The sequence below is a fragment of the Virgibacillus sp. JSM 102003 genome (genome assembly GCF_041949995.1).
Lineage (GTDB): Bacteria > Bacillota > Bacilli > Bacillales > Amphibacillaceae > Lentibacillus.
In genome coordinates this window covers 1-14336 of sequence record NZ_JBHFQH010000027.1, presented here as the reverse complement: position 1 = coordinate 14336, position 14336 = coordinate 1, and the positions used below count along the sequence as shown (strand labels likewise).

At 37.9% G+C, this 14336-nt stretch carries 14 protein-coding genes; 3 read left to right on the top strand and 11 right to left on the bottom strand.

Annotated elements, in window-relative coordinates; all coding sequences use genetic code 11:
* Positions 1-55 precede the first annotated feature (55 nt).
* A complete protein-coding gene (locus ACE1TG_RS19370; protein ID WP_375054044.1) occupies positions 56-691 on the bottom strand; it encodes a hypothetical protein in 636 nt (211 codons plus the stop codon).
* A gap of 272 nt (positions 692-963) precedes the next feature.
* Between ACE1TG_RS19370 and ACE1TG_RS19365 the strand changes: the two genes are divergently transcribed.
* Positions 964-2583 carry an ABC-F family ATP-binding cassette domain-containing protein gene (locus ACE1TG_RS19365; protein WP_375054043.1) on the top strand — a complete coding sequence of 540 codons (1620 nt, stop codon included), beginning with the start codon at positions 964-966 and terminating at the stop codon, positions 2581-2583.
* 254 nt (positions 2584-2837) lie between these two features.
* Here the strand turns inward: ACE1TG_RS19365 and ACE1TG_RS19360 are convergent, their stop codons facing one another.
* The 4 genes from ACE1TG_RS19360 to ACE1TG_RS19345 all read right to left on the bottom strand — a co-directional run bounded on the left by ACE1TG_RS19360 (position 2838) and on the right by ACE1TG_RS19345 (position 5748).
* Positions 2838-3050, bottom strand: coding sequence for a hypothetical protein (locus tag ACE1TG_RS19360; RefSeq protein WP_375054042.1), 213 nt, complete (start codon positions 3048-3050; stop codon positions 2838-2840).
* Positions 3051-3077: 27 nt separating this feature from the next.
* Positions 3078-4010 carry an L-threonine 3-dehydrogenase gene (locus ACE1TG_RS19355; protein WP_375054041.1) on the bottom strand — a complete coding sequence of 311 codons (933 nt, stop codon included), beginning with the start codon at positions 4008-4010 and terminating at the stop codon, positions 3078-3080.
* A 47-nt stretch (positions 4011-4057) separates the two neighbouring features.
* Complete coding sequence (locus tag ACE1TG_RS19350; RefSeq protein ID WP_375054040.1) at positions 4058-5248, bottom strand: glycine C-acetyltransferase; 1191 nt, start codon at positions 5246-5248, stop codon at positions 4058-4060.
* Between the two features lie 65 nt (positions 5249-5313).
* The gene (locus tag ACE1TG_RS19345; protein WP_375054039.1) at positions 5314-5748 is read right to left on the bottom strand and encodes a hypothetical protein; all 435 of its coding nucleotides are present in this window, start codon (positions 5746-5748) and stop codon (positions 5314-5316) included.
* Positions 5749-5848: 100 nt separating this feature from the next.
* Between ACE1TG_RS19345 and ACE1TG_RS19340 the strand changes: the two genes are divergently transcribed.
* Complete coding sequence (locus ACE1TG_RS19340) at positions 5849-5980, top strand: hypothetical protein (RefSeq protein ID WP_375054038.1); 132 nt, start codon at positions 5849-5851, stop codon at positions 5978-5980.
* Between the two features lie 64 nt (positions 5981-6044).
* Here the strand turns inward: ACE1TG_RS19340 and ACE1TG_RS19335 are convergent, their stop codons facing one another.
* From ACE1TG_RS19335 to ACE1TG_RS19310, 6 genes are all read right to left on the bottom strand, one after another.
* Entirely contained in the window at positions 6045-6806 is a 762-nt protein-coding gene (locus ACE1TG_RS19335) for a 3D domain-containing protein (RefSeq protein ID WP_375054037.1), read from the bottom strand.
* 555 nt (positions 6807-7361) lie between these two features.
* A complete protein-coding gene (locus ACE1TG_RS19330) occupies positions 7362-8297 on the bottom strand; it encodes an ABC transporter ATP-binding protein (protein WP_375054036.1) in 936 nt (311 codons plus the stop codon).
* The gene (locus ACE1TG_RS19325; RefSeq protein ID WP_375054035.1) at positions 8297-9349 is read right to left on the bottom strand and encodes an ABC transporter ATP-binding protein; all 1053 of its coding nucleotides are present in this window, start codon (positions 9347-9349) and stop codon (positions 8297-8299) included. Before ACE1TG_RS19325 ends, ACE1TG_RS19330 begins: the two co-directional genes overlap by 1 nt.
* Positions 9350-9367: 18 nt before the next feature.
* A complete protein-coding gene (gene opp3C, locus ACE1TG_RS19320; RefSeq protein WP_375054034.1) occupies positions 9368-10525 on the bottom strand; it encodes an oligopeptide ABC transporter permease in 1158 nt (385 codons plus the stop codon).
* Complete coding sequence (gene opp3b / locus ACE1TG_RS19315) at positions 10526-11455, bottom strand: oligopeptide ABC transporter permease (RefSeq protein ID WP_375054033.1); 930 nt, start codon at positions 11453-11455, stop codon at positions 10526-10528.
* Between the two features lie 152 nt (positions 11456-11607).
* Complete coding sequence (locus ACE1TG_RS19310) at positions 11608-13317, bottom strand: peptide ABC transporter substrate-binding protein (protein WP_375054032.1); 1710 nt, start codon at positions 13315-13317, stop codon at positions 11608-11610.
* A gap of 250 nt (positions 13318-13567) precedes the next feature.
* Between ACE1TG_RS19310 and ACE1TG_RS19305 the strand changes: the two genes are divergently transcribed.
* Positions 13568-13933, top strand: a complete 366-nt coding sequence (locus ACE1TG_RS19305; RefSeq protein WP_375054031.1) for a DUF3899 domain-containing protein — start codon at positions 13568-13570, stop codon at positions 13931-13933.
* Positions 13934-14336: the final 403 nt, after the last annotated feature.

Genomic DNA, 14336 nt, shown 5'->3' with positions numbered 1-14336 from the left:
AGTTATTCTTTCTTAACTGTCAAAAAGAACCTCTACATATAATGTAAGGTTCTCCTCATTTGATGACTAATCGTTTAACTTTTTTAGATAGTAAGAAAATAAATGATTGCTTTGTTAATTGCCTTTCTTCTTTAATCAACCTTTGTTCTGCTATCAGGTTCTTTTGACTTTCCTGATAGTAACCTAGTGTTCCCTGATATACTAATTCCAGACCTTCATGATTCCGAATGTCTGCTGGGGTTGTAAAACAGGTTGGTTTCCTGAATTCCAGTGATTCAACATCCTGAAGAACCGTGGCAACAAATTGTGAACAAAATAACGCGTCTTCCCGATTTATCTCAACTTGCAGCAAGACCCCAATTAAACCTAGAAAATTGTATTTATAGTTACTTTTCCGCAACTCAATCTCTTCAATTTTTTCTTTAATTTTTTTCGTATCGGTTTCTGACAGCTGGTATGAATACACAGCACATGCTGAATTCTTTAAAAAATCGCTGCGAATATCTTCTTTCACAAAACCGCCAATAAAAGGGTTTCGTGGCTTTTTTCGACCGAAACTGTATACTTCCTGTAAGTCAGGTTCAAATGCAATGGAGACATGATTTAAAGGCTGTTTTGTGAAGTAATTAATTAGCTTCGATAAATATGTTCCAGTATCAGTAAAGAGAAAATATATTGTTTTCTCTCCCATAGAATTCCCCTCCGTTAGGTTACCCACTACTTGATGGTACCTTTTAAACGTGATATTTGTCATTAATTTATTGTTACATATATTTCATTAAAAATATAGTCTTTTTTTAAATATATAGTAAAAATTTATTATTTTAGAAATAAACCAAAAAATCTAAAATGGAAATAAGAATTTATTTACCAATGTGAGTTTTTTTGAACGTTTACGTTGACGAAATTGCTCAAATCCCGTAAGCTTACGTTGATTACTATTTAATGGAGGACGCTGAAAGCATGATTAATGTTACTAATGTAAGTTTACAATATGGTGATAAAAAGTTATTTGAAGATGTCAATTTGAAATTTACTCCCGGGAACTGCTATGGCCTAATTGGAGCCAATGGCGCAGGGAAGTCCACTTTCCTTAAAGTATTGTCAGGTGAAGTTGAGCCACAATCAGGTAATGTTTCCTTATCTCCTGGTGAACGGATGACTGTCTTAAAACAGGATCATTTTGCGTATGAAGAATATAATGTTCTTGATACCGTTCTAATGGGGCATGAACAATTATATAACGTTAAACAGGAAAAAGACGCTATTTATATGAAAGCAGATTTTACTGAAGAAGACGGTATGCGCGCTGCTGAGCTTGAAGGCGAGTTTGCTGAAATGAACGGTTGGGAAGCAGAATCTGATGCAGCAGTCTTATTAAAAGGACTTGGCCTTCATGAGTCGTTGCACTCGATGAAAATGGCAGATCTGGCTGCTGATCAGAAGATAAAAGTATTGCTTGCACAAGCACTTTTTGGGAACCCGGATATTTTATTATTGGATGAACCTACAAACGGCCTGGATATCCAAGCAATCCAGTGGCTGGAAGAATTTCTGATTAACTTTGAAAACACAGTAATTGTGGTGTCTCATGACCGCCACTTTTTAAATAAAGTATGCACACACATTGCTGATGTTGACTATGGAAAAATTGAAATTTACATCGGAAACTATGATTTCTGGTACGAATCCAGTCAGCTAGCTACAAAAATGGCACAGGAGTCAAATAAGAAAAAAGAAGAAAAGATAAAGGAATTGCAAGCATTTGTCGCGAGATTTAGTGCGAATGCATCTAAATCAAAACAGGCAACATCACGAAAGAAACTTCTGGATAGCATCACGTTGGATGATATCAAACCATCGTCACGTAAATATCCTTACATTTCATTCACGCCTGGACGTGAAATTGGTAATGATTTATTACGTGTAGAAGGGTTAACAAAAACGATCGGCGATACAAAAGTATTGGACAATCTCAGCTTTACGATGAATAAAGATGACAAAATTGCCTTCGTCGGTAAAAATGACATTGCAAAGACAACACTTTTCAAGATTCTTATGGGTGAGATGGAACCAGATGCAGGAACATTTAAGTGGGGGGTAACGACATCACAATCCTACTTCCCTAAAGATAATAGTGCCTACTTTGAAAACAATGACTTGCCTCTGGTCGAATGGCTGCGTCAATATTCACCAGAAGATGAAACAGAAACATTCTTGCGCGGATTCCTTGGTCGTATGCTGTTCTCAGGTGAAGAGGCATTGAAAAAAGCAAGCGTCTTATCCGGTGGCGAGAAAGTACGTTGCATGCTGAGCAAAATGATGTTAAGCAGTGCCAACGTATTGATCCTAGATGAACCGACCAACCACTTGGATTTAGAATCCATTACTGCCTTGAATAATGGCTTGGTTAAATTTAAAGGATCTATTTTATTTACGTCACATGACCATCAATTTATCGAGAGTATTGCCAATCGCTTGATTGAAATTACACCTAATGGAGTAATCGATAAAGAAATGAGCTATGATGAATACATTTCCGATCAAAAACTGCAGCAAAAAATTGCCGAAATGTATGCTTAAGAACAAAAGCGCAAGTGCCTGTTCAGCACCGTATGGACTGCGCTCAGCGCTGCAGGTGGGTCGACGTTGCCGCGCAAAGCGGCGATCTTAGTCGACCTTCCTTTTTCCGTGAGATAAAGGAAAATACGAAGAGCGTAGCGTTTCGATATTGACTTATCGTAGACACGGCGAGGGAAGTCCACTAGGCGCTGAAGCTGGACGTGGCTCATACTGTAGTTCAGTTATCCACAGTACTCCATTATATAATTTCCTAGCTAATTAAAGAAGAGACTGGATTTGATTATTTCAAATCCAGTCTCTTTTTGTTGCGCAAGTTTCGCTGCTTGTCGCTCGAGTTTTGCTGCGCGTCGCTCGAGTTCCGCTGCTTGTCGCTCGAGTTCCGCTGCTTGTCGCTCGAGTTCCGCTGCCTGTCGCTCGAGTTCCGCTGCTTGTCGATCGAGTTTCACTGCTTGTCGTTCGAGTTTCACTGCGCGTCGCTCGAGTTTTGCTGCTTATTATTTCAAACTTATCTTTTCAATCATGTCCTTTGTCATCCTGGTAATATCATATTCTGCCTTAAATCCCCATTCTTCCGCTGCGTTTGAGGAGTCAATACTATCTGGCCAGCTTTCAGCAATTCTCTGACGAACAGGATCAACATCATAATTTAATTCAAATTCAGGGATATGTTTTTGAATTTCTTTTGCAAAATCCTCTGGTGCTGCCGATATAGAGGAAATGTTAAACGCATTACGATGTACAAGTTTGTCAGAGTCTGCTTCCATTAACTGGATAATTGCATTTAACGCGTCTGGCATGTACATCATGTCCATATATGTATTTTCAGCTATGTATGATGTGTACTTCTTATTCTTGATTGCTTCATAATAAATTTCTACTGCATAATCAGTTGTTCCACCACCGGGAGGTGTCTTATAGGAAATTAATCCTGGATAACGGACTCCACGGGTATCAACGCCAAAGCGGTGAAAGTAATAGTCGCAAAGCAGTTCTCCGGCAACTTTATTGACCCCATACATTGTTGTTGGACGCATGATTGTGTCTTGTGGTGTCCTCAATTTTGGGGTCAGTGGACCAAATGCACCAATTGAGCTTGGCGTAAAGAATTGCAGATTAAGTTCCCGAGCTACTTCGAGTGCGTTCATCAGGCCACCCATATTAAGATTCCAAGCTGTTTGAGGAATTGACTCTGCTTTTGCTGACAGTAAGGCTGCCAGATGCATAATTGTGTCTACATTATGCTTTTTCGCTGTTTCAAATAAACTGTCTGCATCGGTAACATCTATTGTTTCAAACGGACCCTCTTCATCTTCTCTCTTTCGAATATCTGATCCGATTACATTTGACGCCCCATAATTTTCACGTAGTGTTGTCACAAGCTCTGAACCAATCTGGCCAGAAGCACCTGTAACTAGTATCTTTTTCATATTTATTTACCCCCAGCAATTCCTTCAGATAAAGATCTCATCCTTTTTTAGATGAGACCCATTTCTTTACCGACTTTTTTATAAATTTCTATTGCATTATCCAACATTTCTTTAGTGTGTGCTGCAGTTGGCATGTTACGGACTCGCCCTGCTCCTCTTGGAACTGTAGGGAAAACAATTGCCTTTGCATATACACCTTCTTCATTCAGTCGTTTACTGAATTTCTGTGTGTCATTCTCATCACCGATGACACAAGGCGTAATAGGAGTCTCGCTATTACCAATATCAAACCCTAAATTCCTTAAACCTTCTTTTAAGTAATCGCTGTTCTCCCACAGCTTTTCATTAAGGTCTGTGGATTCGATGAGCAGATCAACTGCTTTCGTGCTTGCCGCTGCATCTGCTGGCGAAACTGCTGTTGAAAATAGGAACGGACGTGAACGTACTTTCAGCCAGTCAATTAATTCGGCCTTCCCAGCTACATATCCACCTATAACACCAATGGCTTTAGATAACGTTCCCATCTGAAAATCAACTTTGTCCTGTAAGCCAAAATGCTTAACTGTTCCAGCACCTTTGCCTAACACACCTGAACCATGTGCATCGTCAACATATGTAATTAAATCAAACTCTTCAGCTATATCAACAATTTCTGGCAACTTGGCAATATCTCCATCCATAGAGAATACACCATCTGTTATAACCATTACTTTATTGTATTGGCCAGACTCAACTGCTTCTTTAGCCTTATTTCTTAAATCTTCCATATCTGAGTGATTTACACGGATAATTTTTGCCTTAGACAAACGACATCCGTCGATAATGGATGCATGGTTTAACTCATCCGAAAGTATTGCATCATTTTTATCCATCACTGCTGAAATAGCAGCCATGTTACAGTTAAAACCGGATTGAAAAGAAATAACAGCTTCTGTCCCTTTAAATTCTGCAAGCTTCTCCTCAAGTTTTATGTGCAAATCCAAGGTCCCATTAATTGTACGAACAGCACCTGCACCAACTCCGTGTGAGTCGACTGCATTTTTTGCAACTTCTTTCAAACGCTCATCTGTTGCAAGTCCAAGGTAATTATTTGATGAAAGATTTATTAGATCTTTTCCATTTATAGTAATTGTTGGTCCATTTGCTCCCTGAACAGGGTCAATTTCATTATAAAGACCACGTTCTTTTAGGTCTGAAATGTTTTCTTCCAAGAATGAATGTAATACTTTACTTGTCATTCGCTATTTCCTCCTTAAAGTATGTAAACAATAATCAATAAATATAGTTTAACACATCGCAAGTATTATTTAACAATTCCATTTGATTCATACGTTTTACGCTTTTCATCTTTTATTTTAAGAAGAACCCCAATAACTAAAACTATAGATGACACAAACCCTAAATAAAGACCAAATTCAGCTTTACTGACGTTTTCCCCCATGTAATGCTGTGAAACTTGTACAATGTAATAAAGCAAAAATACCGCAGCAGCTAATGACCCCGCTAATCCTAATAATCCCGGAGTTTTTTTAGCATATACAGTAAAAATAGGGTAAATAAACAAAATAAGAATAATATAACCACGGTGGGCGAATCCATTAGCACTATCGGTAAAGGCTAAACTTACCCATGGAAAGAATAAGGAAACTATGAACAGTATCGTCGACAAGAGTATTAAAAGATCAGCCGTACTTCTTTTTTTTAACATATAACTCCCTGCTTCCCAATTATATTTCATATTTGTAACATTTTACTAATATTTTGTAACAAATTACTATGGTATATATATCATTATTTTACTATAATATTAAGTAGATTATCAAAGTGAGGTATAAATTATGAAAAAATTATTAATTGTACTATTTATGATATTAATATTAAGTTTCGGTATAATTGGTTATACCCAAACTACTGGGGATACAAACAATGTCGTGGACGAACAGAATGAAGATACACTAATTGTTAACTAATGTTTAATTGCAAAATAAAAAAGGAAAACATCTACTAAAAGATGCTTTCCTTATCTTATGTCTTCTATTTAATTATTGTTACATCAACTGTGCGAACGCCCCAGTCATATGCTTGGTCTTTTGTTGGAACATGAATATCAATTTTATTACCTTTAATTGCGCCACCGATATCAGCAGCAGTTGCATAACCATAACCTTCAACATATACTTCTGATCCAAGCGGGATTACGTTCGGATCAACGGCAATTACTTTGGCATTTGGGTTTGCATTCAAGTCAACCCCAGTAGAAGTAACCCCAGAGCATCCAGCACAATCAGCAGTATATGCTGTCGCACTTACTGATATTGTTTTACCCTCTGGATTGTCTTGTGATGACTTTTCCTGTTTACTAGATTTTGCAGTTTCATTTGAAGAAGATTCATTTGATGAACCTTCATTTGATGCTGTTGCTGTAGCTGATTCATCCTGCGCTACATTAACACCTTTAATTTCAAGTTCTTGTCCAATAACAATTAAATCTGAATCTAGTTTATTCCATTCCTTCAGATTCTTTACGGATACATCGTATTCTTCACTTATTCCGGTTAATGTATCACCTTGCTCTACCATATATGTCTCATTTATAAACAGCTTTTGCTTTGGTTGAATTACTGTTGTTTTAAGTTCATTTGATTCAACTAATTCATCTACGGTAGTATTATATTTCTCTGCGATATCCCAGAGGTTATCTCCTTTTTCTACTTTGTATTCTGCCGCAGAAGCAGTGGTTAATGTCGCGCCAGCAATAATGACACCCGTAGCGATTGATGCTACTAATTTCTTCATAGGTAGTCCCTCCTTTAATTTCTGACATTGCCCATAGTATCACAGCTTGATAGGCAATGCAGTTACAAGACTTTTAAGAGTCTATTACAAGGATTACCAAACTACCGAATTTTTATTACAATTATAATAGATTTATTTCATAATACTATTTTTGTTACATATTTATATGAAAATTGCTTGTTTATATAGAATGATAGACTTCATTGTAATCAGTTTATAATAAAACCTTTGTTGTATTAAGCAAGGGTTGTTTTATGTGGACTCTCGCCCGCTAAATAATAGATTGCTATATATCCAGTCCCCCTAATCTTAGAGACAAATAAAATAATAGAAGAGTATTTGCAGAATTCTTCCTTATTTCACTAAAGGAGCTATTTTAATAACATTACAATCCAACTGTTTTGTTTCCCCTTTCAAGTATAATATCAGCATCTCTTATAAAACTTGGCTTATTGCCAAGTCTTAGTTGCAACTATGCAGTAAGAAAATATTTATACTTTCTTATCTGCACCAAAAACTAACCCCTGCTGTTAATTCAGCAGGGGTTTTTCTTGCTTATTTATTTTTTAATTGCTCCTGGTACTGCTGAAACTCTTTCTCAGTACAGCGCACCCAGTGGTCCGGTTTCACTTCCCTGAACTGAGGTTCTTCATCTGTTTCATAATCTGCAGGGTCATACGAGAACCTTTTTCGACCTCGTTCATATTCTGGATCTGGTAGTGGAATCGCTGATAACAGTGATCTTGTATATGGGTGAAGCGGGTTCCTGTACAACTCATCACTATCTGCCAGTTCCACCATATTACCATAATACATAACACCCGTTCGATCACTGATGTATTTCACCATTGAAAGATCGTGTGCAATAAATAGGAATGTAAGGTTATGCTCACGCTGCAACTTTTTAAGCAAGTTTACAACCTGTGCCTGAATTGACACATCAAGAGCTGAAATAGGCTCATCAGCTATAATGAATTCGGGCTCAACCGCAAGAGCTCTGGCAATTCCAATACGCTGTCTTTGTCCACCACTGAATTCATGCGGGAATCGAGTTGCATGCTCTTTATTCAATCCAACTGTTTCCAGTAATGATTCGACACGTTCCTTACGCTCAGCTTCATTTTTTGCCAGATTATGAATGTCAATACCTTCTGCAATGATATCCATAACTGTCATTCTTGGATTCAATGAAGATGATGGATCCTGGAAGATCATCTGCATTTTGCGGTTAAATTTAAGCATATCCTCTTTGGACTTTTTCCCATGAACACTTTCATTCTTAAATTTAACTTCTCCACCGGTAGCTTCATATAAACGAATAATTGTCCGGCCTGTTGTTGATTTACCACAACCAGATTCACCTACAAGTCCAAACGTCTCACCTTTATAAATATCAAACGTTATATCATTCACCGCTTTGATGGTGTTATTACGTCCGGCTTTAAAGTATTTTTGTAAGTTTTTAACTTCAAGTAGCTTTTCGTTTTCCATTACTTTTCACCATCCTTATCGTCTGTCGAAGCAAATCCTTGCATTCTTCGTTTGACGGAATCAGGTGGTTCCATGTTCGGTGCGTCTTTATGCAACAGCCAGCTTGCAGCATAATGCGAATCAGAGACCTTGAACATTGGTGGTTCCATCTTCGTGTCGATTTCTAATGCAAATTGATTTCTTGGTGCAAATGCATCCCCTTTAGGCGGATTCAACATGTCCGGAGGACTTCCCGGAATTGTGAATAGCTCTTCTTCTTCACTATCAAGTGTTGGCATTGAGCCCAGAAGACCCCAAGTATAAGGATGCTTTGGATTATAGAATATCTCATCCACTTTCCCAATTTCGACTATTTTACCAGCGTACATAACCGCAACCCGGTCTGCGACATTAGCAACAACACCTAAATCATGCGTGATGAATACAATCGCACTATCTGTTTCCCGCTGAATGTCCTTCATAAGATCAAGAATTTGTGCCTGAATAGTAACATCAAGCGCTGTAGTTGGTTCGTCTGCAATAAGTAATTTTGGGTTACAGGCAAGCGCAATTGCTACTACTGCACGCTGACGCATCCCACCGGAAAATTGGTGCGGGTACTGATTTAACCTTAGCATTGGGTGGGGAATTCCAACTTGTTCTAAAAGATCTATCGCTTTTTGTTTTGCTTCTCCACGCTTCATATTCCGGTGTTTAATAAGACCCTCCATAATTTGATTCCCAACTTTCATAGTTGGATTTAAAGAGGTCATAGGATCCTGAAATACCATGGACATATCTTTCCCACGAATTTTTTGCATTTGTTTATTTGAATAATTAGCAATATCATTTCCTTCAAATAAAATCTGTCCTGATTTTATTTGACCCTGTGGCTTCGGAAGCAACTGCATAAGAGCTTTTGTGGTAACAGATTTCCCTGAACCTGATTCGCCAACAATAGCTAGGGTTTCCCCTTTTTCCACATCAAAGCTCACACCTCGAACAGCTTGAACTTCACCACTGTAGGTGTTAAATGATACGCTTAAATCTTTTACTTCCAATAATTTACTCACTCAAAGACACCTACCTTTTTATTTATGCATTTTCGGATCAAACGCATCGCGAAGTCCGTCACCAATCAAGTTGAATGCAATCATGATTATAGAAATCAAGACAGCTGGATAGAATACCATGTAAGGATAAAGTCTAAAGACATCAAATCCCGAATTAATTAATGCACCAAGCGAAGCCTCCGGTGGAACAATTCCAAGCCCAATAAAGCTTAAAAATGCTTCGAAGAATATCGCATTCGGGATGGTGAACATTGTATTAATAATAATAATCCCAGCAACATTTGGTAATAAATGTTTCCGAATAGTATTTCCACCTGATTGGCCCAGTGTCCTTGCGGCAAGCACAAATTCCTCGTTTTTCAACTTCAGAATTTCACCCCTTACAATACGTGCCATACCTATCCATCCGGTTATCGTAAGGGCTATGATAATTGAAATTATGCCTGGCTGCAGCACAATTATCATCAGCAGGATGACAACTAGGTTAGGAATACCGACGAGAATTTCAATTATACGTTGCATAATACTATCAATTCTTCCGCCGTAGTAACCGGAGATACCGCCATAAGCCACACCTATCACCAGATCAATTAGTGCAGCAACTAAAGCAATGATAAGAGAAACTCTTGTCCCCAGCCATATCCTTGTCCATTGGTCACGCCCGAGTGTATCGGTCCCTAACCAATAATATTGATCTGTCATTTCCTTAGCTTCATAGATATGATAAGTAGCCTCTACTTCTGCTGAGTCCTTTGAACCATCTCCCTCAGCCAATACTTTAATATCAATGAAATCTTCCTTGTTATCATAACGCATAACGGCATTCTTGGTTGCTTCTTCAACCGTATCACCGTCGAATTCACTTGTTAATGTACCGTTTAAACCAAGCCAGGAAATGTTTTCAAGAACAGGTACACGCGGTGGCATTTTTGCCCTTGAAAGATCCTGACCATCCATTTTATATTCGTTGAAATATGGTCCGATAATACTCAAGAGAACGATAATAACCAGCAGGATCATACTAATAACAGCAAATTTATTCTTAAAAAAGGTCCTTCTAGCATCCTGCATAAATGATCTGGATTGACCAGAAATTTTTTCACTTGTATCCTCTTTCCGTTCGAGGGGAACTAAAAGTTCTTTAGGTACGTCTTTATGCTCGTTTTCTTGTGTCATTTAACTTTCCCCTCCCGTCAGTCGGATTCTTGGGTCGATTAATACATATAGAAGATCGATTATCAAGATTATTGCCACAAATAAGAACGCAAAGAAAAGCGTCAGACCCATAATGGTAGGGTAGTCCACTACCATGACAGATGTAACGAATTGTTCACCAATTCCCGGAACGGCAAAAATCTGTTCAATAACCAGTGTTCCTGTCATTAAGCCGACAGCCATTGGTCCTACAACTGTAACTAGTGGAATAAGAGCATTTCTTAGACCATGTTTGAAAATAATCCCAAATTCAGTTACACCTTTAGCTCTGGCAGTCGTAATAAAATCAGAACCAAGTACTTCAAGCATTTCCGTTCTTGTAAAACGAGCTGCTATCGCCATTGGGAAAATCAGCAATGCAATTGTAGGTAATATGGTATGTTCATATGTCCCCCACAATGCTACAGGGAACCATTCAAATTTTACAGCTAAATACCACTGTAATAACCCTGCAAATATAAAGGAAGGAATAGAAGTACCCAATACAGCAATGATAGTGGAGCCGTAATCGAGAATACCATTATGGGAAATTGCTGCAACTAGCCCAAATAATATTCCTAGGATTGTCCCAAAAACGAGGGCCTGTGCACCGAGTACCATAGAAGGACCGATACGATCCATTATGATGTCCGTTACTGGGGTATTATCAAACTGGAAGGATATACCTAAATCACCCTGTACAAGACCTGCTATGTATTTCACGTATTGAACAGGAATGGGGTCATTCAATCCGTATTTTTCCAAAACAACTGCCTGCTGTGCTTCACTTAATTTGTTCTCAACTGACAATGGACTTCCTGGAAGCATTTTCATAAGAAAAAACGAAACGGTGGCAATAATAAATAAAGTAATTGCCATGTAAAAAACACGCTTTAATATATAACGAAGCATTTCTGCACCTCCTGAATTTCTGTTTATTCCTGCTGTTTAAAAAATATTCAATATTATATGACTTTTTTGTGAAAAGGGCAAAAGAGAGCATATGCCATAAGGTCATATACTCTCTTCCCTTTCAAATTATAGCATATTTTATTAAATAATTTTTATTCTGTCGCTCCTACACTTGCCCACTTGTACTCGTAAGTAGGTCCAAACGCATTTACGTAAACATCCTGGACTTTAGGACGAACTAGCTGAGCCATTGCACTTTGATAGATAGGTGCTACAGCCGCTTGTTCAGCAAGAATTTTTTCAGCTTCAAGGAAGTTTGCGTAACGAGCTTCAGGATCCTGTGCTAACGTTGTTGCAGTCTCTTCTAGTAACTTATCATACTTTTTGTTTGAGAATCCCATTTTGTTGTTTCCACCATCAGTAATCCATAGGTTTAAGAATGTATATGGATCAAGATAGTCTGGACCCCAACCAGAGAACTGAATTTGGTAATCCATGTTCGTATCCAAATCAAGACGTTGTTCGAATGGAACCTGTTTCAATTCAATTGTTAGTCCTGGAAGATTCGTTTCAAGCTGATTAGCAAGATATTCATTCATTGTTTTCGCTGTTTCACTATCACCTGCAAGGAATTCTAGTGTAACAGAATCTTTACCAATCTCTTCAAGACCTTTTTCCCAAAGTTTCTTCGCTTCCTCTTTATCGTAAGTTACAAGATCGCCATTTGCTTCACGGAAATCTTCACCACTTGGAGTTTGTACGAAGTCTTTTGGAACAAAACCTGTTGATACAAGTGAACCATTATTAAGAATTTCGTTAACCAATGCTTCTTTGTCAAATGCTTTACTTATTGCTTTACGAACATTGACATTTGCAAGCGCTTCGCTTTTTGTTTGGTTAAGTTTTAGATAGAATAATGATGTTTCAGGTACTACACGATAGTCCTCATGAGTAGAATATTGATCTACAAGGTCAGAAGATAAACCAGCACGGTCAATTTCACCGGATTCATAAAGGTCTACCGCTGTTTGTGGATCTTTTACTACTTCATAAGTCATTTTTTCAAGTTTTACTGTTTCAGCATCCCAGTAGTTCGGGTTTTTGTTAAGCTCCCAAGAACTGCTTGTGCTTTCCCAGTTATCCAATGTATATGGTCCGTTGAAAACAAGTGTGTCAGTGCTTGTAGCATACTTATCACCTTGCGCTTCAACAAATTTCTGATTTAACGGATAGTATGTTGCGAATGTAGTTAATGATTCAAAGTAAGGTATTGGATTTTCAAGTGTAACTTCAAATGTGTAGTCATCAATTGCTTTTACACCTAACTCTTTAACCGGTACATCACCTTTATTAACAGCTGTTGCATTTTTGATAACGCCACCCATCATATATGGACCATATTCTGATCCAGTATCAGGATTTACAGCACGCTGCCAAGAGTAAACAAAGTCATGCGCTGTTACAGGGTCACCATTTGACCATTTTGCGTCTTCACGAAGTGTGAATGTCCAAGTTAAACCATCTTCACTTACTTTGTGATCTGTAGCAATACCAGGTACAACTTCGCCATCTTTCAGACGATAAAGCCCTTCCATTGTCGCACCCAAGAATTGGATACCATATTCATCAGTAACCATAGAAGCGTCCATTGATGGAATAGTATCACCATTTATAAGATTTAATACCTGTTCAGGCTCTGAAGCTTCTTCTTCACCTGTTTCTTCTCCACTGCCTTCCTCAGTGCTTGTGTCATCTCCGCCTTCTGACGACGTATCGCCTCCGTCATCTCCACCGGAACAAGCTGCGAGGAAGAGACCTAGCATTAAAGCTAGTGCTAAAAACCATACCTTCTTCAACTTCATGTTGAAAATTACCCCCTTGATAATATTAATTTTTCTGACTTTTTAGCAGATTTCATCTACTAAATAGAATTATACAATTTTTCTTACAAGTTTGTAAAGACTTTTTTGTGAAAATTAAAACGGGTCTCTCTGTATCGGTTGCCTATCAATCAATATCAGCTCTTAAATATTTTACAGCTTTATTACAATTCAACTATTTTAAACTATGATATACTCAATATTATTTTCTTTTTGAAGGTGGAATAGATAAATGTACAGAAAAAATTGGTTCATCCTGATTCTCAATATAAGTATAATTCTTATTATGGTTTATTTAAGGGCACCAGCCTTTTCATTGGTTCACATCATTAACATGACATTTTATTTTTCACTGATTTATCTTGTTATATTTTTAGCAATGTATACAACTAAAGGCGGGTTCTTTGATGGGGTTACATTCGGCTTCAGAAGGTTTCGCAGTGTAATGTCAACACATAGTGATCATCTTGAAGAATGGAAAAAAAAGCCACTTCCTTCATCAAAAGTTAGTCAGCGTTTCTATAAGTTTACACGTTTTCAAAGTATCGCATTAATTACCCTGCTTGTCGCATTAGTACTAATCTATTATGCTTTTTAATAGTGGAACACTTATGTACGGATTTATCTATTTTGATAAATGAGTGTTTTCATTTTTTAAAAGGTTTTATGGGATTAGGGTTTGTTTGTACTTAGACTGGCAGAATTATTCAATAAGAGGGGATAAAGTATTACCACTCAGAATGAGGATCCGATAAACAGCCGATGTGGATCCTCATTCCGTTAAATAGTAGAAAATATGCTCTCTGAAGGGTGAGACGGATCCTCGTTCCGTTATTAGCAGAAATTCAATCAAATTGGAGACAGAAATGGCAAATAGTCGAGTAGGCGGGGCCTCTCCTTTGGGATTGTGCCCCTTACCCCTCACAGATCCGTACGTGCCCAATTAAGGCATACGGCTCTTCATGACACCCTTAACGTCCATGTCAAAGACGTTTACTAGC